At 63.0% G+C, this 20806-nt stretch carries 31 protein-coding genes; 2 read left to right on the top strand and 29 right to left on the bottom strand.

The annotated features are described in order from the left end of the window. Positions 1-23: 23 nt before the first annotated feature. Positions 24-1943 (top strand): acyltransferase family protein, encoded by a 1920-nt coding sequence (locus tag KXZ72_RS11660; protein ID WP_226081098.1) that lies wholly within the window; start codon positions 24-26, stop codon positions 1941-1943. Between the two features lie 116 nt (positions 1944-2059). Here the strand turns inward: KXZ72_RS11660 and KXZ72_RS11655 are convergent, their stop codons facing one another. Beyond that, complete coding sequence (locus KXZ72_RS11655) at positions 2060-3082, bottom strand: GNAT family N-acetyltransferase (protein WP_226081097.1); 1023 nt, start codon at positions 3080-3082, stop codon at positions 2060-2062. Positions 3083-3231: 149 nt separating this feature from the next. Between KXZ72_RS11655 and KXZ72_RS11650 the strand changes: the two genes are divergently transcribed. Next, on the top strand, positions 3232-3963 hold the full coding sequence (locus KXZ72_RS11650) for a GTP pyrophosphokinase (RefSeq protein WP_226081096.1): 732 nt from the start codon (positions 3232-3234) through the stop codon (positions 3961-3963). Between the two features lie 67 nt (positions 3964-4030). On the opposite strand, the gene rplQ is transcribed toward KXZ72_RS11650, so the two are convergent. The 28 genes from rplQ to rplB all read right to left on the bottom strand — a co-directional run bounded on the left by rplQ (position 4031) and on the right by rplB (position 20799). Next, positions 4031-4537 (bottom strand): 50S ribosomal protein L17, encoded by a 507-nt coding sequence (gene rplQ, locus KXZ72_RS11645; RefSeq protein WP_226081095.1) that lies wholly within the window; start codon positions 4535-4537, stop codon positions 4031-4033. Between the two features lie 55 nt (positions 4538-4592). Further along, positions 4593-5585 carry a DNA-directed RNA polymerase subunit alpha gene (locus KXZ72_RS11640; RefSeq protein ID WP_226081094.1) on the bottom strand — a complete coding sequence of 331 codons (993 nt, stop codon included), beginning with the start codon at positions 5583-5585 and terminating at the stop codon, positions 4593-4595. Positions 5586-5717: 132 nt separating this feature from the next. After that, on the bottom strand, positions 5718-6116 hold the full coding sequence (rpsK, locus tag KXZ72_RS11635) for a 30S ribosomal protein S11 (protein ID WP_226081093.1): 399 nt from the start codon (positions 6114-6116) through the stop codon (positions 5718-5720). Between the two features lie 44 nt (positions 6117-6160). Further along, positions 6161-6535: a 30S ribosomal protein S13 gene (gene rpsM, locus KXZ72_RS11630; RefSeq protein WP_226081092.1), complete on the bottom strand. Its 375-nt coding sequence runs from the start codon at positions 6533-6535 to the stop codon at positions 6161-6163. Between the two features lie 191 nt (positions 6536-6726). Then, positions 6727-6840: a 50S ribosomal protein L36 gene (gene rpmJ / locus KXZ72_RS11625; RefSeq protein WP_226081091.1), complete on the bottom strand. Its 114-nt coding sequence runs from the start codon at positions 6838-6840 to the stop codon at positions 6727-6729. Positions 6841-7031: 191 nt separating this feature from the next. After that, positions 7032-7994: a helix-turn-helix domain-containing protein gene (locus tag KXZ72_RS11620; protein WP_226081090.1), complete on the bottom strand. Its 963-nt coding sequence runs from the start codon at positions 7992-7994 to the stop codon at positions 7032-7034. Continuing rightward, positions 7987-8607 (bottom strand): cupin domain-containing protein, encoded by a 621-nt coding sequence (locus KXZ72_RS11615; protein ID WP_226081089.1) that lies wholly within the window; start codon positions 8605-8607, stop codon positions 7987-7989. The genes KXZ72_RS11620 and KXZ72_RS11615 overlap by 8 nt, the downstream gene beginning before the upstream one ends. 310 nt (positions 8608-8917) lie before the next feature. Further along, complete coding sequence (gene infA / locus KXZ72_RS11610; protein ID WP_226081088.1) at positions 8918-9139, bottom strand: translation initiation factor IF-1; 222 nt, start codon at positions 9137-9139, stop codon at positions 8918-8920. Positions 9140-9324: 185 nt separating this feature from the next. Further along, complete coding sequence (locus KXZ72_RS11605; protein ID WP_226081087.1) at positions 9325-10215, bottom strand: aminotransferase class IV; 891 nt, start codon at positions 10213-10215, stop codon at positions 9325-9327. 37 nt (positions 10216-10252) lie between these two features. Further along, positions 10253-11044, bottom strand: coding sequence for a type I methionyl aminopeptidase (gene map, locus KXZ72_RS11600; RefSeq protein ID WP_264159503.1), 792 nt, complete (start codon positions 11042-11044; stop codon positions 10253-10255). A 50-nt stretch (positions 11045-11094) separates the two neighbouring features. Beyond that, positions 11095-11679 carry an adenylate kinase gene (locus tag KXZ72_RS11595; RefSeq protein ID WP_226081085.1) on the bottom strand — a complete coding sequence of 195 codons (585 nt, stop codon included), beginning with the start codon at positions 11677-11679 and terminating at the stop codon, positions 11095-11097. Further along, complete coding sequence (gene secY / locus KXZ72_RS11590; RefSeq protein WP_226081084.1) at positions 11676-13001, bottom strand: preprotein translocase subunit SecY; 1326 nt, start codon at positions 12999-13001, stop codon at positions 11676-11678. The genes KXZ72_RS11595 and secY overlap by 4 nt, the downstream gene beginning before the upstream one ends. 169 nt (positions 13002-13170) lie before the next feature. Continuing rightward, a complete protein-coding gene (gene rplO / locus KXZ72_RS11585) occupies positions 13171-13770 on the bottom strand; it encodes a 50S ribosomal protein L15 (RefSeq protein WP_226081083.1) in 600 nt (199 codons plus the stop codon). Beyond that, complete coding sequence (gene rpmD, locus KXZ72_RS11580; protein WP_226081082.1) at positions 13770-13952, bottom strand: 50S ribosomal protein L30; 183 nt, start codon at positions 13950-13952, stop codon at positions 13770-13772. Before rpmD ends, rplO begins: the two co-directional genes overlap by 1 nt. Continuing rightward, the gene (rpsE, locus tag KXZ72_RS11575; protein ID WP_226081081.1) at positions 13952-14677 is read right to left on the bottom strand and encodes a 30S ribosomal protein S5; all 726 of its coding nucleotides are present in this window, start codon (positions 14675-14677) and stop codon (positions 13952-13954) included. The genes rpmD and rpsE overlap by 1 nt, the downstream gene beginning before the upstream one ends. Further along, positions 14674-15033 (bottom strand): 50S ribosomal protein L18, encoded by a 360-nt coding sequence (rplR, locus tag KXZ72_RS11570; protein ID WP_226081080.1) that lies wholly within the window; start codon positions 15031-15033, stop codon positions 14674-14676. Before rplR ends, rpsE begins: the two co-directional genes overlap by 4 nt. Before the next feature lie 2 nt (positions 15034-15035). Beyond that, the gene (gene rplF, locus KXZ72_RS11565; RefSeq protein ID WP_226081079.1) at positions 15036-15572 is read right to left on the bottom strand and encodes a 50S ribosomal protein L6; all 537 of its coding nucleotides are present in this window, start codon (positions 15570-15572) and stop codon (positions 15036-15038) included. A gap of 6 nt (positions 15573-15578) precedes the next feature. Continuing rightward, a complete protein-coding gene (gene rpsH, locus KXZ72_RS11560) occupies positions 15579-15977 on the bottom strand; it encodes a 30S ribosomal protein S8 (protein ID WP_226081078.1) in 399 nt (132 codons plus the stop codon). Positions 15978-16139: 162 nt separating this feature from the next. Further along, positions 16140-16718, bottom strand: a complete 579-nt coding sequence (gene rplE, locus KXZ72_RS11555; protein WP_226081077.1) for a 50S ribosomal protein L5 — start codon at positions 16716-16718, stop codon at positions 16140-16142. Further along, positions 16718-17077, bottom strand: a complete 360-nt coding sequence (rplX, locus tag KXZ72_RS11550) for a 50S ribosomal protein L24 (protein ID WP_226081076.1) — start codon at positions 17075-17077, stop codon at positions 16718-16720. The genes rplE and rplX overlap by 1 nt, the downstream gene beginning before the upstream one ends. A 2-nt stretch (positions 17078-17079) precedes the next feature. Then, on the bottom strand, positions 17080-17448 hold the full coding sequence (rplN, locus tag KXZ72_RS11545) for a 50S ribosomal protein L14 (RefSeq protein WP_226081075.1): 369 nt from the start codon (positions 17446-17448) through the stop codon (positions 17080-17082). 34 nt (positions 17449-17482) lie between these two features. After that, positions 17483-17782: a 30S ribosomal protein S17 gene (gene rpsQ / locus KXZ72_RS11540; RefSeq protein ID WP_226081074.1), complete on the bottom strand. Its 300-nt coding sequence runs from the start codon at positions 17780-17782 to the stop codon at positions 17483-17485. Between the two features lie 2 nt (positions 17783-17784). Further along, positions 17785-18105, bottom strand: coding sequence for a 50S ribosomal protein L29 (gene rpmC, locus KXZ72_RS14755; protein ID WP_318999871.1), 321 nt, complete (start codon positions 18103-18105; stop codon positions 17785-17787). After that, positions 18105-18524: a 50S ribosomal protein L16 gene (gene rplP / locus KXZ72_RS11530; protein WP_226081073.1), complete on the bottom strand. Its 420-nt coding sequence runs from the start codon at positions 18522-18524 to the stop codon at positions 18105-18107. Before rplP ends, rpmC begins: the two co-directional genes overlap by 1 nt. Continuing rightward, positions 18524-19276, bottom strand: coding sequence for a 30S ribosomal protein S3 (rpsC, locus tag KXZ72_RS11525; RefSeq protein WP_226081072.1), 753 nt, complete (start codon positions 19274-19276; stop codon positions 18524-18526). The genes rplP and rpsC overlap by 1 nt, the downstream gene beginning before the upstream one ends. Then, complete coding sequence (gene rplV / locus KXZ72_RS11520; protein ID WP_226081071.1) at positions 19276-19641, bottom strand: 50S ribosomal protein L22; 366 nt, start codon at positions 19639-19641, stop codon at positions 19276-19278. Before rplV ends, rpsC begins: the two co-directional genes overlap by 1 nt. 24 nt (positions 19642-19665) lie before the next feature. After that, the gene (rpsS, locus tag KXZ72_RS11515; protein WP_030147991.1) at positions 19666-19947 is read right to left on the bottom strand and encodes a 30S ribosomal protein S19; all 282 of its coding nucleotides are present in this window, start codon (positions 19945-19947) and stop codon (positions 19666-19668) included. 12 nt (positions 19948-19959) lie between these two features. Beyond that, positions 19960-20799 carry a 50S ribosomal protein L2 gene (gene rplB / locus KXZ72_RS11510; RefSeq protein WP_226081070.1) on the bottom strand — a complete coding sequence of 280 codons (840 nt, stop codon included), beginning with the start codon at positions 20797-20799 and terminating at the stop codon, positions 19960-19962. Positions 20800-20806 lie beyond the last annotated feature (7 nt).

Raw genomic sequence — 20806 nt, 5'->3', positions numbered from 1 at the left:
CTGGTTACGCTATAACGATCGCCATGAGCATTTCTTCCACCATCCCCGCCCCGCCCGCGGCCACGCCCGGTGCCGCCACGCTTCGGCGCGCCCGCTTCTCCGGGCTGGATGGCCTGCGCGCTATCGCCGTGCTGCTCGTGATGATTTATCATTTTTTCCCCGCGTTCTCGCCCGGCGGGTTTATCGGCGTGGATATGTTTTTTGTCCTGAGCGGATTCCTGATCACCGCGCTCCTGCTGCGCGAGCGGGCCGCGACCGGCCGGATAGCCCTGGGCCGCTTCTGGCAGCGCCGCGCCCGCAGGCTCCTCCCGGCCCTCGCCGCGGTGGTCCTGCTGTGTTCCTCCGTGGCCGCCCTGATCGGCGGGGATGTGCTGGTGGGGATCGGCCGCCAGGTGCTCGGGGCATTTACGTTTAGCTATAACTGGCTCGCGGTGGCCGGCGGCAGCGATTATTTTGAATCCACCACGCTTGAGCTCTTCCGCAACCTGTGGTCACTTTCGGTCGAGGAACAGTTTTATCTGCTCTGGCCGCTTCTTTTCCTCGCGGTCCTCTGGATACCGCGCGCCCGCATGCGCGTGACCGTGCTGCTGGCCGGCGCGCTCGCGAGTGCGGGCTGGATGTGGTTCCTCACCGCGCACGGCGCCGATGCCACCCGCGTGTACTACGGCACCGATACCCACTCCTTTGGCCTCCTGCTGGGTGCGGCCCTCGCGATGCATCTGCACCGCCGCGAGGATGCCGCCCCCGGTTCGCTGCCCGCCCGGGGGCGTGTGCGCCGCGCACTCGATCGCCATCACGCGCTGATCGGGACCGCCGCGGTGCTGGGCCTGCTCGCGGCGGCGTGGTTCCTGCGGGAAACGGGCAATTCCACGTTCCGCTGGGGCCTTCCCCTGGTCTCGGTATTTAGCGCCCTCGCGATCTGGGCCGCCGTGCGGGGCGGTCGCTGGGGCCGCGCCCTGGATAGCGCGCCGCTGCGCTATATCGGTGAGCGCTCCTATGGGCTGTATCTCTGGCACTGGCCGGTGCTGGTCCTGCTGCTCGCGGCCAATCCCTCCGCGCTGGGCTCGGGTTTCCCGGAACCCTCGGTCGCGCTGATCGCGCTCCTGCTGACGTTCCTGCTCGCGGGGCTGTCCTACCGGTTTATGGAGTTACCGATTCGTCGGCACGGAATCCGCCCGTTCCTGCGCCGGATCGCCGCGGGCCTGCGCGGCTCCGCGCTCCGGCCGCGGATCGCGGCGCTCGGCGCGGGTGTGCTCGCCGTGGCCCTGCTGGGCGGGACCACCGCCGCGATCCTGATCGCGCCCGACCGCAGTTCCGCACAGCTTTTTATCGAGCGCGGTGCCCATTCGCTACAGGAGACCGCTCCCCCGGTGGCCGAGGCCGCGCCCCCGGGCCCGGCCGAGGACCTAACCGATGGCAATCGCATCTCGGCGATTGGCGATTCGGTCATGCTCGCGGCGGCCCCCGCACTTCAGGCCGAGTTCCCGGGCATCGCCGTGGATGCGGCCGTGTCCCGCTCGCTGCGCGTGGGCCTGGAGATCATCCGCGAGCAGGCCGCCGCGGGCACCCTGCGCCCCGTGGTTGTGGTGGGCCTGGGCACCAACGGGCCGATCACGCGCGATCAGCTCGATGAGCTGCGCACGACGATTGGGCCCGACCGCGAGCTCCTGCTGGTGGATGCCTCGGCGCCGCGCGCCTGGATCCCCGAGGTGAATCAAACGCTGCGCGAGTTCACGGGCGGAAATCCCCGCGTGGGCCTCGCCGATTGGTCGGGCGCGATCGAACCGCGCGCGGGAGAGCTCCTGGCCCGCGATCGGATCCATCCCGGCGATGCCGGCGGGCTGCTCTATGCGCAGACGGTACACGCCACGCTGGGACGGATGATGCTGGTGCCCGAGGGGCTTCCGCCCGGAGCCGAACAGCACCGCCAGGGCACCCGCTAATACTCCCGCACAAACGCGTCAGAACGCCCCACCGGGATAAACCCGAGCCGCTCATAAAGCGTATTGGCGCCCGTGGGGCTTCCGCCCGGAGCCAAACAGCACCGCCAGGGCACCCGCTAATACTCCCGCACAAACGCGTCAGAACGCCCCACCGGGATAAACCCGAGCCGCTCATAAAGCGTATTGGCGCCCGTGGGGCTCGCGGAGTCCACCTCCAGGGTGACCGAGGGCAGCCCGGCTTCGCGATGTGAGAGCAGGAGCCGGGAGAGCAGCGCGGGCGCGAGCCTCCTCCCCCGATAATCTCGGATCACGCCCACCAATTCGATAAAGCCCTCCTCGGCGGGCGCGGTCACGGTGCTCAGGGCAAAACCCACCACCCGCTCCTGCTTGCCACCCTCCGCGGCCACGGCGATCCAGGAGAGGTCGCGTCGGAAGTGCCCACCCGCGACCAGGCGATTCCAGCGCTCCTTGGTATTGGGTTGGGTACCCCAGTGATCGCGGAAGGCGTCATTGCGCGCCACCCGGGTGCGTTCAAAATACTCCTCGGAGCACGGAATGATCCGCACCCCCTCGGGGGCCTCAAGCACCGGGATCTCGCCGTCCAGCCCGTGCTCCATCTCGGCAAAATAGCGCTGCACGTTCAGGCCGGCCCGCCCCGCCAGCGTCGCGAGCGGGGTATTCCGCGCGTCCACATAGAGCATCGTCCATCCGGGCAGGGCGAGCTCACACTCGGAGAGCTGCTGGGCCGAGCGCGCGATCTGCCAGCGGAAGAGTTCCCCGCCGATCCCGCGGCCGCGCCAGAGTGGATGCACGGTGCCCAAAAGATAGGACTGAACGCGGGTGGCATGACCGCCGGCCACCACCACAAGGCCGTGGGCGAGCAGCTCGCCGTCCTCCCCCTCGGCCACAAGCGTATCCACCGCGGGGTCCACGTTTGAGGTCTCAAACGTCTCGGTGATAGCGCTGCGCGGGCTCAGGGCGCCGGGATGATCAACATCATCGGCGAGGCGCTGCAACCGCCAGATCGCGTCGATATCCTCGGGCCCGGCCGCCCGCCAGCGCGCGACGTCCCCGTGCCGGGGAACGGGCAGCTCGGGGCGCTGCGGAAACCGGTCGCGGAGTGCGGTGCGCTCGTTCATAGCCCCAGGCTACGCCGGGAGGCGGGGATTAGCGAGCCCCCCAAATATCCGCCGCGCGCGCGTGCGCCCGGCAGCACCTCCCGAGGAATACGCAGAAAAACCCACTACGCTCCGAATGAGGAAACTTCCAGCGAAAGGCCAGAAACGCGATGAACGCCCCGTCAACCGAGGACCTAAAAAAGATCCGGAATGAACTCACCCGGATGATGATGGCCTATCGGTTTGGACTCAATGAGGTGTCCACCAAGATTAATATTCTGCGCGATGAGTTTAACTACGTGCACGAGTACAACCCCATCGAGCATGTCAGCTCGCGGCTCAAATCGCCCGAGAGCATCCTGGAGAAGGCCAAGCGGCGCGGCGTGGGCCCGTCGATCGCCTCGCTGCGCGAGCAGGTGCGCGATATCGCCGGTATCCGCATCACATGCAGCTTTGTCCCCGATATCTATACGGTCTACGAGATGCTCGCGGGCCAGCAGGATGTCACGGTCGTGGAGGTGCGCGACTATATTAAAAACCCCAAGCCAAACGGCTATCAGAGCCTGCATGTGCTGGTGGAGGTCCCGGTATTTCTCTCCGACCGGGTGGAGCCCGTGCTGGTGGAGATTCAGATCCGCACGATCGCCATGGATTTCTGGGCCAGCCTGGAACATAAGATTTACTATAAATATGGCCGTTCGGTGCCGGATAATCTCCTGGCCGAGCTCAAGGAGGCGGCCGATACGGCCAGCGCCCTGGATGCCAAGATGCTGCGCCTGCACCACGAGGTGCGTCGCCACGAGGAGGCCCATCCGGTGCCCGCGCGGGCCGAGTCCCTCGAGCTGGCCACGGCCCTGCGTTTGGTGGAGTCGTTTATGCTTGGTGCCGCCACCGAGTCCTAGAACACAGAAAACCGCCCACCTGCCCCGGAAATCCGGGAGCGGGTGGGCGGTTTTTAGTGGGGGCGAATTACTTCGCCTCCTCCTCGGCGACAACCTCGGCCGCGACCTCTTCGGTCACGACCTCGGGGGTCTCCTCGGCGACAACCTCGGCTGCAACCTCTTCGACCTTGGCGGTCTTGGCGGCGGCGGGCTTGGTGGCCTTCTTCTTCGGGGTGACGGGCTCAAGAACGAGCTCAATCACGGCCATGGGGGCGTTATCGCCCTTGCGGTTCCCGATCTTGGTGATGCGAGTGTAGCCACCCTCACGCTCGGCAACCTGGGGTGCGATCTCCTCGAAGAGCTCGTGAACGATGCCCTTATCGGTGATGGCGCCCAGGACGCGGCGACGCGAGGACAGGTCGCCACGCTTGGCGAAGGTCACCATGCGCTCGGCGACCGGCTGCATACGCTTTGCCTTGGTCTGGGTGGTGGTGATGCGCTTGTGCTCGAAGAGCGCAGCGGCGAGGTTGTTGAGCATCAGGCGCTCGTGGGCGGGACCGCCTCCGAGACGGGTGCCCTTAGTAGGCTTAGGCATTTATGTTCTCCAAAAATATGAACAGTTTCGTTCGTCGCGAGACGAGCGGGAAAGGTTAGTTGCTGGTCTCGTCTTCGAAGCCCGAGTAGAAGTGGGCGCCGTCGAAACCGGGGACCGAGTCCTTGAGGGACAGACCCATCTCTACAAGCTTGTCGCGAACCTCGTCCACCGACTTCTGTCCGAAGTTGCGGATGTTCATCAGCTGGGTCTCGGAGAGAGCTACGAGCTCCGAAACCGTGTTGATGCCCTCGCGCTTCAGGCAGTTATACGAGCGGACCGACAGGTCCAGGTCCTCGATCGGGATCGAGAGCTCGCTGGAGAGGACGGCGTCAACCGGCGCGGGGCCGATCTCAATGCCCTCGGCGGCGGTGTTGAGCTCGCGAGCCAGGCCGAACAGCTCGACCAGGGTGGTGCCGGCCGAAGCGATGGCATCCCGGGGCGTGATGGCGGGCTTGGACTCGACGTCCACAACGAGGCGGTCGAAGTCGGTGCGCTCACCGGCACGAGTTGCCTCGACGCGGTAGGTGACCTTCAGGACCGGGGAGTAAATCGAGTCGATCGGAATCTGACCGGCCTCGGAGAACTCGTTGCGGTTCTGTCCGGAAGAAACGTAGCCACGACCGCGCTCGATGGTCAGCTCAAGTTCAAACTTGGCCTTATCGTTCAGGGTCGCGATAACCAGCTCGGGGTTGTGTACCTCGACACCGGCCGGAGCCGAGATGTCGGCGGCGGTAACCTGGCCGGAACCGGTCTTGCGCAGGTACGCGGTGATCGGCTCGTCGTGCTCGCTCGAGACAACCAGGCCCTTGATGTTCAGGATGATCTCGGTGACATCTTCCTTCACACCGGGGATGGTGCTGAACTCGTGCAGGACACCGTCGATGCGGATGCTGGTAACAGCGGCTCCGGGGATCGACGACAGCAGGGTACGACGCAGAGAGTTACCCAGGGTGTAACCAAACCCGGGCTCGAGCGGCTCAATGATGAACCGGCTGCGGAACTCGGAAATGTTCTCTTCGGTGAGCGTGGGGCGCTGTGCAATAAGCACTATTAATTCCTTTCGGCCAAGTGTCCGCTATATGACACTTGCGTTTGCGAGGTATCGACGTGTAGTGCTGAATCCGTGGCCGAACGGGTTACCCGCGAGGGAACCCGCCCGGCCACAGCCCAGAGGAAAGGCTTAAACGCGGCGACGCTTGGGCTGGCGGCAACCGTTGTGAGCCTGAGGGGTCACATCGTTGATCGAGCCAACCTCGAGGCCAGCGGCCTGAAGCGAACGAATTGCGGTTTCGCGACCCGAACCCGGGCCCTTCACGAAGACGTCTACCTTCTTCATGCCGTGCTCCTGCGCCTGACGCGCAGCCGACTCGGCGGCCAGCTGAGCGGCGAAGGGGGTCGACTTACGCGATCCCTTGAAGCCCACTCCACCGGAGGATGCCCAGCTGATTACCGCACCGGTGGTGTCGGTGATCGAGACGATCGTGTTGTTGAAGGTCGACTTGATGTGGGCCTGGCCCACAGCAATGTTCTTCTTTTCTTTCTTACGCGGCTTGCGTGCAGCCGACTTGGTTGAAGCCATTACAAATTCTCCTTAGGTCCTATTGGCGAGGGCGCTGGCGAGGCCTAGCGCGCCTTCTTCTTGCCGGCTACGGTGCGCTTGGGACCCTTACGGGTACGCGCGTTGGTCTTGGTGCGCTGTCCGCGGACCGGAAGACCACGACGGTGGCGGATGCCCTCGTACGAGCCAATTTCGACCTTGCGACGGATGTCGGCGGCAACCTCACGGCGGAGGTCACCCTCAACCTTGAAGTTTCCTTCGATGTAGTCACGGAGCGCGACGAGCTGGTCGTCGGTCAGGTCCTTAACGCGAATGTTGCCATCGATGCCCGTGTCCGCAAGAGTCTTGAGGGAACGGGTGTGGCCAACACCGAAAATGTACGTCAGTGCGATTTCCACGCGCTTATCGCGGGGAATGTCTACGCCGGCGAGACGTGCCATGGTGGCTTCTCCTATGGAGTAAGTGGAGGTGTGGAGCGATTCAGGAACCCGGGCCTCCTGCCCGGGGTGTCCGCGCCAGCCCGTGGGGCCGGCGGTTCTTAGAAGCGCAAATTTATGGAGTTACGGTATTGCATGCTGCTCCCCGAGGGGAGGCAACGATCACGGCCTTGCGGCCGCAAAAATTTCGGGAATTAACCCTGGCGCTGCTTGTGACGCGGGTTCTCGCAGATGACCATAACGCGGCCGTTACGACGAATAACCTTGCACTTCTCACAAATGCGCTTAACGCTGGGCTTAACCTTCACGGTTTCACTCTCTTTCGCTGTCCTCGTACCCCCACATAATGCGGGGGCCGTTACTTACAGCGGCACCAAAAATGGGGCCGCTGGTCGGGCGGAAATAGGCACGTCGAAACGCACATAAAATACCAAGGGTCAAGACTACGTTATTTCGGGCCAAGATGCCACCCGGGCGTGTCGTTATGACCCACGGGGGCTCATTCGGCGCGGCGGGCGCGCAGCTGGGTCGGGGTCTGTTCCATGACCTGGCCCATGACGCGGCGCAGCTGATTCGCCCCGGCAAATCCCGAACGCACCGAAATATCGTCGATCGAGAGGCCGTCAAAGCGCGCGTCCAGGAGCATCGAGACCGCGTGTTCCAGGCGGCGCTGGCGGATCACATTGGAGACGTTCTCGCCGTGATCGGAGTACAGCCGTTGCAGGGAGCGCGCGGACATTCCATAGTGCTCGGCAATCGCGGCCACGCTCAGATCGGGGCGGGTGAAATGCGCGGCGATATACCCCCGCACCACCGTGCGCTCCTCCACGCGGCGGGCCGCGGCGGACTCGCGGTTGGGGGTGGTGGCCACCAGCACCTCGTTGATGACCTTTGCGATTGCGCGCGATACCCGCAGCTCGTCCACGGGCGCGAGCGGAAATGCCACGGGCCGCAGCAGGGCCTCAAAGAAGGAGGCGGCGGCGCCGTTAAACATCTCATCGCGCGGGATATACCGCATCGTGCGATCCTCTGGCAGCCCGCCGGGAAAGGGAATCATCGAGTCCACGGTCACGGAGACAAAGCGCACCCGCTCGGGGTATTCCACGTCCGCCGAAATCTCGTCAAAGCCGATCACCGCATCGCCCGCGCGCAGGACCTGCTTGCGCCCGCGCTGGCGGATGATCATGGTGCCCTCGCGCAGGAACGTAAAGCGGATCGTCACCGGGTTGGTGGGGTCCAGCCGGCGCTCCACCATATTCAACGGCTCGGTGCGCACACTCTGAATCCGGTAACAACTGATGCGGGCCACCCGGGTGCGCAGGTCGAAGTGTTCCGGATCGCCCACCACCATGCCGTCCATCGCGTGTAGCTGGGCGGCACCCTCGGCACCAAAATAGGCGCGGTCGGAGATCGAGTTATCGGCCGCCTGCGGGTCGAGCAGCCTGCGGCGTGCCTCACTCATTGGTGGCCTCCTGAATCAGCCGAAGCTCATCACGCAGGCTGCGCGGAGCGTTTTGGAATAGGCGCTGCAGGGAGCGCGTGGACATGTTGTAGTGTTCGGCCACGCTGGCCACACTCACGGCCTCGCGTTCGGCGCGGGCGCGCGCAAATTCGAGGATCGCATCGCGCTGCTCGGCGAGGCGATCATCGGGGTCCTTGGACTCCTCCACATAGCCGAGATGCAGCTCCACCATGAAGGTGTCAAATACCCGCGTGAGACGCGTGGTCTGTTCGAGGCTCAGCGGATAGAGGCGCGCCTCAAATAGACCCATAAAAAAGCCGGTCATGCCGTTGGCCAGCAGCGAGGGTGCGGGCAGCTTCCGGACGGCATGCGGATAAACGATGCCGCGGGAGTCCAGCACATCGCGGCCAAGCGCGGCACCGATTAGCATGGTCGGCTCGAGGATCTCCGCCAGATAGGGCTGCCACCCGATGGTGACGGCGCTATCGCCGGGTCCCAGCGTGACCGTGCGTCCGGCCTGGGTCAGCGTCATGCGACCGCTGAGGATAAAAAAGAACCGAATCTGCCCGCGGGATTCCGCGGTATCGGGACGGTTCAGCACAACGGGGGTCAAACTGATCCGTCGAAACAGGTATCCCCCGATGCGAACGGCATCCTGCGTATATAAAAAGTCTTCAGGTTTCTGACCGGGTAGCGCTTGCAACCCGACCAGTGAGTGCGTTCCCTCGAGTCCAGCGATTCGCTGGTGCTGAAGCTGATTGCTTCCGCGCGTCCCGAGGTTCCAAATCTCTATTGGCTCTGACACCGTGACACATCCCCCCGCTAAATCGGACGTTGCTCGTCCTATTTAGCCCCCAACATTAGCGTGCGATAAACAGGGTGCGCCAGACCCCTTCTGGCGACCCTGCTTGTGGTTAGTTTCCCTACTTATAGCGGTAGACGATGCGACCGCGGGTGAGGTCGTAGGGGCTCAGCTCCACGATGACCCGGTCCTCGGGAAGAATTCGAATGTAGTGCTGACGCATTTTGCCGCTGATCGTAGCGAGAACCTTGTGTCCGTTGGTCAGTTCCACGCGAAACATCGCGTTGGGAAGTGCCTCAACTACCTGGCCCTCGATCTCGATGACGCCGTCTTTCTTGGCCATAGCCTCACTGTCGCTCAAAGTTGTAAGTCCGGGGGCCCGCGCGGGGCCGATGGGCCACTAAACGTGTGCCCGTTCCGGGGTGCACCAATGGCGCACCAAGACACTAGACTATGTTATTTCGGGCGTCATGGCCAATTTTGGCGCATCATTCCCGGCCTGGACCGGGCTTTTTTTGGCGGCGTTCGCTATGATGCTCGCCGCTCGAGGGCGGCGTTCAATTCCGCCGTAAGCTCCGCGTCCATCGGCACGGTGCGGTTATCTAGGCTGCGCACGGGTGCCGCGAGCCGCAGGCTCGACAGCAGCCATACCCCGTCGGCACGCCCCAGAACATCCCGCGTAATATGTCCGAATTCGCACGCCTTCCCGGCGGCTCGCAGCCAGGCGAAGGCGTCGTTAAGCGTGGTGCCCTCGAGGATGGCCTCCTCCGCGGGGGGCGAGAGAAACCCGCCGTCCACCCGCACCAGGAGCGAGGATGTAGGACCTTCCAGGACATAGCCCTCATTGGAGAGAAACAGCGCATCCTCGGCGCCGCGCCGCTCGGCCTCGCGCAGGGCGGCCATGTTGATCGCATAGGACAGCGTTTTTGCACCCGTCAACAGCCACGGCGCTGTGCGTGCTGAGTGCACCGAGATCCCGCGCTCCAGCAGCACCACCGCGATGCCCTCCGCGCGGGCGCGGGCCAGGTCCCGCGCGGTCTGCGCGGAGACCGGGGTGGCCACGGCCCAGCCGCTCGGGCCACCGCCGGGCACGCCCCGGCTCAGGGTCAGCCGGATACTGCCCGAGCCCGCGGCAGGCAGGGTCTGCGCGGCGAGATCAATCGCCGCGGCCCACTGCGCAAGATTGGGGGCCGGAAGATCCAACAGCGCCGCGGAATGCGCGAGCCGGTTCAGGTGACCCGCGCGGGCGTGCACGCGGCGGTCCACCACACCCAGCGTCTCAAAAACGCCATCGCCGCGGGTCACCGCAAAATCGAGCAGGTCCACGCGCCCGGCATCGTCGCGATGCACCGTGGCGGCATAGTCCACCGCCGCATCGGCCGAGGCGGGAAGGACGTCGAGGAAAAACACTGAGCTCATGAATTGAGCATAATCGCCCAGCGGTCCGCGCGGAATACTACGGAATCGGAACGGGCGTCACGCCAAAGGGCGCGAGGCCCGCGGCGCCGCCATCCACCGCTGTGAGCACCCAGATGCCGCCGGGATGCACGGCAACGCTGTGCTCCCAGTGGGCCGCGGGTTCGCCATCGGCGGTGGTCACGGTCCAGTCGTCATCCTGGATGATCGTATCGATTGAGCCGCGCACCACCATCGGCTCGATGGCCACCACAAGCCCGGGCTTAACCTCGGGTCCGCGCGGGCGCACGCGGTAGTTATAGACCGGCGGCTCCTCGTGCATCGACTTGCCGATGCCGTGCCCCACATAGTCCTCGAGGATTCCGTAGCGGTGGCCGCGGCCGTGCTCAACGATATAATCCTCAATGGCCGCGCCCACCTCGTTGAGGTGGCGGGCCGAGGCCAGCGCGGCGATCCCGGCCCAGAGCGAGCCCTCGGTGATATCCGCGAGGAGGCGGCGCTCGGCCACCAGATCGGGGCGCGTGAAGTCCTCCAGCACGATGGTCATCGCGCTATCGCCGTTCCATCCCCCGAGGATTGCCCCCGAGTCGATCGAAACGATATCGCCCGGCTCAAGCGGGCGGTTATTCGGAATCCCGTGCACCACATCGGCATTCACCGACGCACACACGGTATGCCGATAGCCGGGCACCAGCTTAAAATTGGACTCCCCGCCGGCGGCGATGATCGCCGCCTCGGCGAGGGCGTCCAATTCCAGCGTGGTGATACCCGGCCGGATTGCGGCGCGAACGGCCGCGAGCGAAGCCGCCGTAGCCAGTCCCGGCTCCACCATCTTGCGGAGCTGGGACGGGCTCTTATAGATCGACTTCTTAAACAATGTGGCTAGGCCGCGAGAAGCCCACGAGAGACGAGTTCGGCGCGAATGCGACCGAGGACCTCATCGATGGTTCCCACGCCGTCCACGGTGGCAACGATGCCGCGCTCACGGTATACGTCGAGGATCGGGGTGGTCTGCTCCTCGTAGATCTCGAGGCGACGCTTGATGCCGTCCTCGGTATCGTCGGTGCGGCCCTGCTCGGCGGCGCGGGTCACGAGGCGCTTCAGGCTCTCCTCGCGCGGCACACCAAGCTCGACCACGAGGTCCAGCTTCTCGCCGCGCTCCGTGAGGAAGGCGTCGAGGTCGGCAACCTGCACGAGGTTGCGCGGATAGCCGTCCAGCAGGAAACCCTCGGCGGCATCGGCCTGGGCCAGGCGGTCGCGAACGACCTCGCCGGTCAGAGCATCGTCCACGAGGTTACCCGCGGCGACGATGGACTTGATCTTCAGGCCGAGCTCGGTTTCTCCGCCGATATTGGCGCGGAAGACATCACCGGTGGATACGGCCGGAATGTTAAGAAGCTTGGCGATTTCGACGCCCTGAGTTCCCTTGCCGGAACCCTGGGGGCCAACGATTAGCAGACGGCTCAACGGAGCAACCCTTCGTAGTGACGCTGCTGGAGCTGCGAGTCGATCTGCTTGACCGTCTCAAGACCAACACCGACGATGATCAGAATCGAGGCGCCACCGAACGGGAAGTTCTGGTTTGCACCCACCAGGCCCAGCGCGATCAGGGGGATCAGCGCAATCAGACCCAGGTAAACCGAACCCGGGAGGGTCACGCGGGTGAGCACGTAGTCCAGGTATTCGGCGGTCGGTCGGCCGGCACGGATGCCGGGGATGAAGCCACCGTAGCGCTTCATGTTATCGGCAACCTCTTCGGGGTTGAAGGTAATTGCCACGTAGAAGTACGTGAAGCCCACGATCAGCAGGAAGTACATCAGCATGTACAGCGGGTGATCGCCCTTGGTCAGGTAGTCGTTGATCCAGGTGACCCAGGCCGCCTGCTCCTGGCCGGCGGCGGGCTGGTTGAACTGGGCGATCAGGGCGGGCAGGTACAGCAGCGAGGAGGCGAAGATCACGGGGACCACACCGGCCATGTTGACCTTGATCGGGATGTAGGTGTTATTGCCACCATAGGTGCGGCGACCCACCATGCGCTTGGCGTACTGCACGGGGATGCGGCGCTGGCTCTGCTCAACAAAGACCACGAGGGCCATGATGACGATACCCACGGCGATAACCATGAAGAAGATCTCCGCGCCCTTGGCGGACCAGATGGCGCCCATGGCTGCGGGGAAGGTGGCCGAGATCGAGGTGAAGATCAGCAGCGACATTCCGTTACCGATACCGCGCTCGGTGATGAGCTCACCCATCCACATGATGAGGCCGGTACCGGCGGTCATCGTGATGACCATGAGGAGCACCGCGTACCAGGTGTCAGTGGTCAGCAGCTGGGTACACTCGGCGGACGTATTTGTCCCGAAGAGTGCGCCGGTGCGGGCCACGGTGATCAGCGTGGTGGACTGCAGCACGCCGAGGAAGATGGTGAGGTAACGGGTGTACTGGGTCAGCTTGGCCTGGCCGGTCTGACCCTCCTTGTGCAGCGTCTCGAAGTGCGGGATGACCACGCGCAGCAGCTGGGTGATGATCGACGCCGTAATATACGGCATGATTCCCAGCGCAAAGATCGACAGCTGAAGCAGGGCTCCACCCGAGAACAGGTTGATGAGCTCATAGGCTCCGGAGGTTCCCCCCTGGCCCTGTGCCAGACACGCCTGCACGTTTTTGAAGTCCACAAACGGCGCCGGGACAAAAGAACCCAGCCGGTAAATCGCAATGATTCCGAGCGTGAATCCGATCTTGCGTCGAAGATCGGGGGTGCGGAATATCCGCGCTACGGCACTAAACAAAAAAGGCCTCCTGGTTGCGTGCCTTCCGGCGCGAACTCTTCTTACCTACTCTTGGCCCCGGAATTGAAAAAGGGCCCGATAATCGAATCTACTCGATTATCGGGCCCATTTAACAATTCAGACCGTAATTGCGGTGTTATTTGCCGAAATTAGGTGAATTATCGGGGTGTTACTTTACCGATCCACCGGCCGCGACAACCTTTTCCTGGGCGGAGCCCGAGATCTTGTCCACGGAGATGTTCAGCTTGACGGCGATCTCGCCGTTGCCCAGAACCTTAACCAGCTCGTTCTTGCGAACGGCACCCTTGGCCACGAGGTCGTCGACGGTTACGTCGCCGCCCTTGGGGTAGAGCTCGGCGAGGGTCGAGAGGTTCACAACCTGGTACTCGACGCGGAACGGGTTCTTGAACCCGCGCAGCTTCGGAGCACGCATGTGCAGGGGCAGCTGGCCACCGGCGAAGCCGGGGCGAACCTGGTAGCGAGCCTTCGTACCCTTGGTACCACGGCCCGCGGTCTTACCCTTGGAACCCTCACCACGACCCACGCGGGTCTTGGCCTTCTTGGCACCCTCGGCGGGACGCAGGTGGTGAACCTTGAGGACCTGGGGGCGCGCGGCCTCCGTGGTCTCCTCGGTCTTCTTGGCTGCGGCAGCCTTGGTTGCGGGCTTCTTGGCGGCGGGAGCCTTGGCGGCGGCCGCGGGAGCCTTCTTAGCGGCGGGTGCCTTGGCAGCCGTCTTCTTCTCGTCGGCTACAGCCTTTTCCTCAGCCATTAGTCGACCTCCTCAACCTTCACAAGGTGAGCAACAGTCTTCACATAACCGCGGTTCTGCGAGTTGTCCTCACGGACAGTCACGGCACCGATGCGGCGAAGACCCAGCGAGCGAAGCGTGTCGCGCTGGTACTGCTTCTCACTAATTTTGGACTTGATCTGCGTGATCTTCAGCTTGGCCATTAGGCACCTACCTTTGCGGCGGCCGCTGCGGCTGCGGCGCGAGCCTCAACCTGGAGCAGCTTGGCCGGAGCGATCTCGTCATACGACTTGCCACGACGAGCAGCTACGGCACGAGGCTCTTCCAGCTGCTTAAGCGCGGTCACGGTCGCGTGAACGATGTTGATGGTGTTCGAGGAACCGAGCGACTTCGAGAGGACGTCGTGGATACCTGCACACTCGAGGACGGCGCGCACCGGACCACCGGCGATTACACCGGTACCGGCAGCGGCCGGACGCAGCAGGACTACACCGGCTGCGGCCTCACCCTGTACGGGGTGGGGGATGGACGAACCGACGCGGGGAACGCGGAAGAAGTTCTTCTTCGCTTCCTCAACACCCTTCGAAATGGCGAGGGGAACTTCCTTCGCCTTTCCGTAGCCAACGCCTACCAGGCCGTTACCGTCACCAACAACGACGAGTGCGGTGAAGCTAAAGCGACGACCACCCTTGACGACCTTGGATACACGGTTGATGGTGACGACGCGCTCCAGGAACTGGCTCTTATCGGCATCACGGCTGTTACGGTCACGGCCCTGGCCGCGCTCGCGACCACCCTGACCGCCACGGCGGTTGTTATCGCGGCCATTGCCACGACCGGACTGGTCGGTACCGGCAGCGGTCTCAACCGGCTTCTCGACGACGGCTTCTTCAGTAGCCACGGTCTGCTCCTTGCTTGCCTCGGTCACAGGTTCAACCCACCCTCACGAGCTCCATCGGCGATCGCGGCAACACGACCGGCGTAGCGGTTTCCGCCACGGTCAAATACAACATCTTCAACACCGGCGGCCTTGGCGCGCTCGGCAACCAGTTCACCGATCTTGCGGGACTTCGCGGTCTTATCGCCGTCGAAGCTACGCAGGTCGGCTTCCATGGTGGAGGCAGAGGCTACGGTGTGGCCCTTGCTGTCATCGACTACCTGAACGAACACGTGACGTGCCGAACGGGTAACAACGAGACGGGGACGCTGCTCGGTGCCCACAACCTTCTTGCGCAGACGCGCGTGACGGCGGTTACGAGCAGCTGATTTTGACTTTACAGCCATGGTTACTTACCAGCCTTTCCGGCCTTGCGACGAACGATCTCGCCGGCGTAACGCACACCCTTGCCCTTATAGGGCTCAGGCTTGCGAATCTTGCGAATGTTGGCGGCAACCTCACCGACGGCCTGCTTGTCGATACCGGCGATGGTGATCTTGTTATTTCCCTCGACGGTGAAGCTAATGCCGGCGGGAGGGGTCACTACGACGGGGTGTGAGAAACCGAGGGCGAACTCGAGGTTTGCGCCCTTGAGAGCAACACGGTAACCGGTACCAACGACCTCAAGGCCCTTGGTATAACCCTCGGTCACACCGATGATCTGGTTGTTGATCAGGGTACGGCTCAGTCCGTGCAGCGAACGCGAATCGCGCTCGTCGTTGGGACGGGTAACCAGTACCTGGTTCTCCTCGATGGCAACCTCAATGGGGTTGGCAACGACGAGGCTCAGCTCACCCTTGGGTCCCTTAACCGCAACGGCCTGGCCGTCGATGGTTACGGTGACTCCGGCGGGAATCTGAATGGGAAGTCTTCCAATACGCGACATGTCGGATTACCACACGTAGGCGAGAACTTCTCCGCCTACGCCCTTCTTCTCAGCCTGACGGTCAGTCAGCAGACCGGAGGAGGTGGACAGGATGGCGACGCCGAGGCCGCCGAGAACCTGGGGGATTTCGGTGGACTTTGCGTATACACGCAGGCCCGGCTTCGAAACGCGCTTGATTCCGACGATGGACCGCTCGCGGTTGGGGCCGTACTTGAGGTCGAGCGACAGAGTCTCACCCACGCGGGCAGCCTCCACCTTCCAACCGGCAATATAACCCTCACGCTCGAGGATGGTCGCGATGTTCTTCTTGAGCTTGCTGCTCGGCATGGACACGGAGTCGTGGTGAGCCGAGTTAGCGTTGCGCAGTCTGGTCAGCAGGTCTGCGACCGGATCTGTCATTGTCATGTATAACTTTTCCTTTAAACACCAGGTTTCGACTGCCGTTACACGACAGGCGACCTGTGGTGGGAGGGGTGCTGCGGTTGCGAGCACCCCGAGTACCGCCCGAAAACGGGCGCGGTGCATACTTTACAGCATGAACCGCGCCCGAGTTCAATCGGTCACTATTTACTTAGCGGCCTTGAACGGGAAGCCGAGCGCCTTGAGCAGCGCACGACCCTCCGCGTCGTTCTTGGCGGTGGTGACGACGGTGATGTCGAAACCACGCACGCGGTCAATCTTGTCCTGGTCGATCTCGTGGAAAACGCTCTGCTCGGTCAGACCGAACGTGTAGTTTCCGTGACCATCGAACTGCTGGTCGCTGAGTCCGCGGAAGTCGCGGATGCGGGGCAGGGCGAGGTTGATCAGGCGGTCCAGGAACTCCCAGGCACGGTCTCCACGCATGGTGACGTGGGCGCCGATTGCCTGACCTTCGCGCAGCTTGAACTGTGCGATGGACTTGCGGGCGAGGGTTACCTGAGGCTTCTGGCCGGTGATCTTGATGAGGTCGGCAATTGCGCCCTCGATCACCTTGGAGTCGCGAGCGGCCTCACCAACACCGGTGTTCACGACAACCTTTACGATTCCCGGAACCTGGTGGATGTTACCGAAGGCAAACTCTTCCTTCAGCGCCGGAACGATCTCGCTCCGGTACTTCTGCTTCAGGCGAGGCTGGATCTTGCCAGCCGGCGCGGCAGTGTCAGTCATTACAGGTCCTTACCAGACTTCTTTGCGTAGCGAACGCGGACCGTCTTGGTGACGCCGTCCTTCACTACCTCTTCGTTGCGGTGACCGACACGGGTCGGCTTCTTGGTCTCGGGGTCAACCACGGCGACGTTCGAGATGTGGATGGGAGCCTCGTGAGTCTCGATTCCACCGGTCTTCGAACCGCGCTGGGTCTGGCCCTGACGGATGTGCTTGGTCACATAGTTGACGCCCTCAACCAGAACGCGGTTGGTCTCGTTGTTGATCGAGATAACCTTGCCCTGCTTGCCGCGGTCGCCGCCACGTGCCTGGGTTGCACCCGTGATGACCTGAACCAGGTCACCCTTCTTGATTTTCGCCATGATTAAATAACCTCCGGTGCCAGCGAGATGATCTTCATGAACTTCTTATCGCGAAGCTCGCGACCGACCGGTCCGAAGATACGGGTGCCGCGAGGCTCGCCGTCGGTCTTCAGGATCACTGCGGCGTTCTCATCGAACTTGATGTAGGAGCCGTCGGGACGACGGGTTTCCTTCTTGGTGCGAACGATGACGGCCTTAACGACGTCACCCTTCTTGACGTTTCCACCGGGGATAGCGTCCTTGACGGTTGCCACGATGGTGTCCCCGAGTCCGGCGTAACGACGGCCGGAGCCACCGAGAACGCGGATGGTGAGAAGCTCCTTGGCGCCGGTGTTATCCGCTACCTTGAGCCGTGATTCTTGCTGAAGCACTGTTTATCTCCTTCTACAAAGTAGGCCCGAAGGACTACTTAGCCTTCTCGAGGATCTCAACCAGGCGCCAGTGCTTGGTAGCACTCAGCGGCCGGGTCTCGCTGATGAGAACGTGGTCACCGATACCGGCGCTGTTCTCCTCATCGTGAGCCTTGATCTTCGAGGTACGGCGGATGATCTTGCCGTAGAGGGCGTGCTTTACGCGGTCCTCAACCTCGATGACGATGGTCTTGTCCATCTTGTTGCTGACAACGTAGCCACGACGGGTCTTACGGTAACCGCGAGCGGTCTCCGTGACGTCGGCTGCGGCCGCGGTTTCTTTAGCGGTAGCCATGCCTAGGCCTCCTTCGTGTCTACGACCTCGGCCTCAGCGGCCTCGGTCTTCTTGGTCTTCTTAGCAGCAGCCTTCTTCGGGGCAACTTCCAGCGGGGCCGGAGTTGCGCGAATACCCAGCTCGCGCTCGCGGATCACCGTATAAATACGGGCGATGTCGCGGCGGACGGCGCGGATGCGACCGTGGGTTTCCAGCTGGCCGGTTGCGGACTGGAAGCGAAGGTTGAAGAGTTCTTCCTTCGCCTTAGCCAGTTCCGTAACCAGGCGTTCGTTTTCGAATGTATCGAGCTCGGTCGAGACGAGCTCCTTGGAACCGATCGCCATTATGCGTCGCCCTCCTCGCGCTTGATGATGCGTGCCTTGAGGGGCAGCTTGTGAATTGCACGGGTGAGTGCCTCGCGGGCCAGGGTCTCAGAGACTCCGGATACCTCGAAGAGCACGCGGCCGGGCTTGACGTTGGCGACCCACCACTCGGGCGAACCCTTACCGGAACCCATGCGGGTTTCGGCGGGCTTCTTGGTCAGCGGGCGGTCGGGGTAGATGTTGATCCACACCTTTCCACCACGCTTGATGTGACGGGTCATGGCGATACGAGCGGACTCGATCTGACGGTTGGTGACGTAGGCGGGGGTGAGTGCCTGAATGCCGTACTCACCGAAGCTTACGACCGTACCACCGGTGGCCTGACCAGTACGGTGAGGACGGTGCTGCTTACGGTGCTTTACGCGACGCGGGATCAACATTAGGCGCTTGCCCCTTCCGTGACCGGAGCCTCGGCGGCACGAGGTGCACGACGGGGACGGTCAGTCCGCTCGTTGCGGCCCTTGGAGTTGGCCTGCTCGCGAGCGAGTTCCTTGTTGGTGATGTCACCCTTGTAGATCCAGACCTTAACGCCGATCCGACCAAAGGTGGTCTTGGCCTCGTAGAAGCCATAGTCGATGTTCGCACGAAGGGTGTGCAGCGGCACGCGACCCTCGCGGTAGAACTCCGAGCGGCTCATCTCGGCGCCACCCAGACGACCCGAAACCTGGATGCGAACACCCTTGGCTCCGGCGCGCTGAGCGCCCTGCAGGCCCTTACGCATTGCGCGGCGGAAGGCCACACGTGCGGTGAGCTGCTCGGCGATGCCCTGGGCAACCAGCTGAGCGTCGGCCTCGGGGTTCTTAACCTCGAGGATGTTCAGCTGAATCTGCTTGCCGGTGAGCTTCTCGAGGTCGGCGCGGATGCGCTCGGCCTCGGCGCCGCGGCGACCGATGACGATTCCGGGGCGAGCCGTGTGGATGTCCACGCGGACACGGTCACGGGTGCGCTCGATTTCGATGCGCGAAACGCCGGCGCGGTCGAGGGAGGTCTGCAGCAGGCTGCGGATCTTGATGTCCTCGGCTACGTAGTCGGCATAACGCTGGCCCGGCTTAGTGCTGTCGGCGAACCAACGCGACACGTGGTCGGTGGTGATGCCGAGGCGGAAGCCGTAAGGGTTTACTTTCTGACCCATTACTTCGTACCCTCCTCAGGAGTGGCGAGCACAACAGTGATGTGGCTGGTGCGCTTCTTGATCTGGAAAGCGCGGCCCTGAGCACGAGGCTGGAAACGCTTAAGCGTCGTACCCTCGTCAACAAATGCGCTGGTGATGTAAAGGTCGGCCTCGTCAAGGAAGGTGTTTTCCTTGTCTGCCTTGACCCGTGCGTTGGCCATAGCGGAGGCAACGAGCTTATAAATCGGCTCGGATGCACCCTGCTGGGCGAACTTCAGGATGGCGAGGGCCTCAACGGCCTGCTTCCCGCGGACCAGGTTGATAACGCGACGGGCCTTCATGGGGGTGACGCGGATGTGTCGCACGCGTGCGATTGACTCCACCATTATTTCCTCCTAATCGTCGCCGCCTTAGCGGCGACGGCCCTTCTTGTCGTCCTTCACGTGACCGCGGAAGGTACGAGTGGGAGCGAATTCGCCCAGCTTGTGTCCAACCATGGTTTCGGTGACGAATACGGGGATGTGCTTGCGACCGTCGTGCACGGCGATGGTGTGACCCAGCATGGCGGGGACGATCATCGAACGGCGCGACCAGGTCTTGATCACATTCTGGCTCTTGGCCTCGTTCTGCTTGACAACCTTGCGAAGCAGGTGGTCGTCAACGAAGGGGCCCTTCTTAAGACTGCGTGGCATCTTCTACGTCCTCTACTTGCGCTTCTTGCCGACGGTACGGCGACGAACAATGAGCTTGTCGCTTTCCTTATTGGGGTGCCGGGTCCGGCCTTCCTTCTTACCCCAGGGGCTGACGGGGTGACGTCCACCGGAAGTCTTACCCTCACCACCACCGTGCGGGTGGTCAACGGGGTTCATGGCGACACCACGCACGGTCGGGCGAACGCCCTTCCAGCGGCTACGGCCGGCCTTACCCCAGTTGATGTTCGACTGCTCGGCATTGCCGACCTCGCCGATGGTTGCACGGCAACGAGCGTCTACGTTGCGGATTTCACCCGAGGGCAGACGAAGCTGCACATAGGGGCCATCCTTGGCGACGAGACGAACCGAAGCGCCTGCGGAACGAGCCATCTTGGCACCGCCACCGGGGCGGAGCTCGATGTTGTGGATAACCGTACCGGTGGGGATGTTCTTCATCGGCAGGTTGTTACCGGGCTTGATATCGGCGCCGGCACCGGACTCAACGATGTCGCCCTGCTTCAGCTTGTCCGGAGCGATGATATAACGCTTGGTTCCGTCGAAGAAGTGCAGAAGCGCGATACGCGCGGTGCGGTTGGGGTCGTACTCGATGTGGGCGACGCGAGCGTTCACGCCATCCTTGTCGTTACGACGGAAGTCGATCACGCGGTACTGGCGCTTGTGGCCACCACCGATGTGACGGGTCGTGATGCGACCCTGGTTGTTACGTCCACCGGTCTTCGACAGGGGGCGCAGCAGCGACTTCTCGGGAGTGGAGCGGGTGATTTCAGCAAAATCGGCAACACTGGAGCCACGACGACCAGGGGTCGTGGGCTTGTACTTACGAATTCCCATTATTTTT

This window comes from Mycetocola spongiae, from assembly GCF_020424085.1.
In the GTDB taxonomy this organism is placed as follows: Bacteria; Actinomycetota; Actinomycetes; order Actinomycetales; family Microbacteriaceae; genus Mycetocola; species Mycetocola spongiae.
The sequence above is the reverse complement of the archived record's forward strand: the minus strand, read 5'-3'. Positions and strand labels throughout refer to the sequence as shown.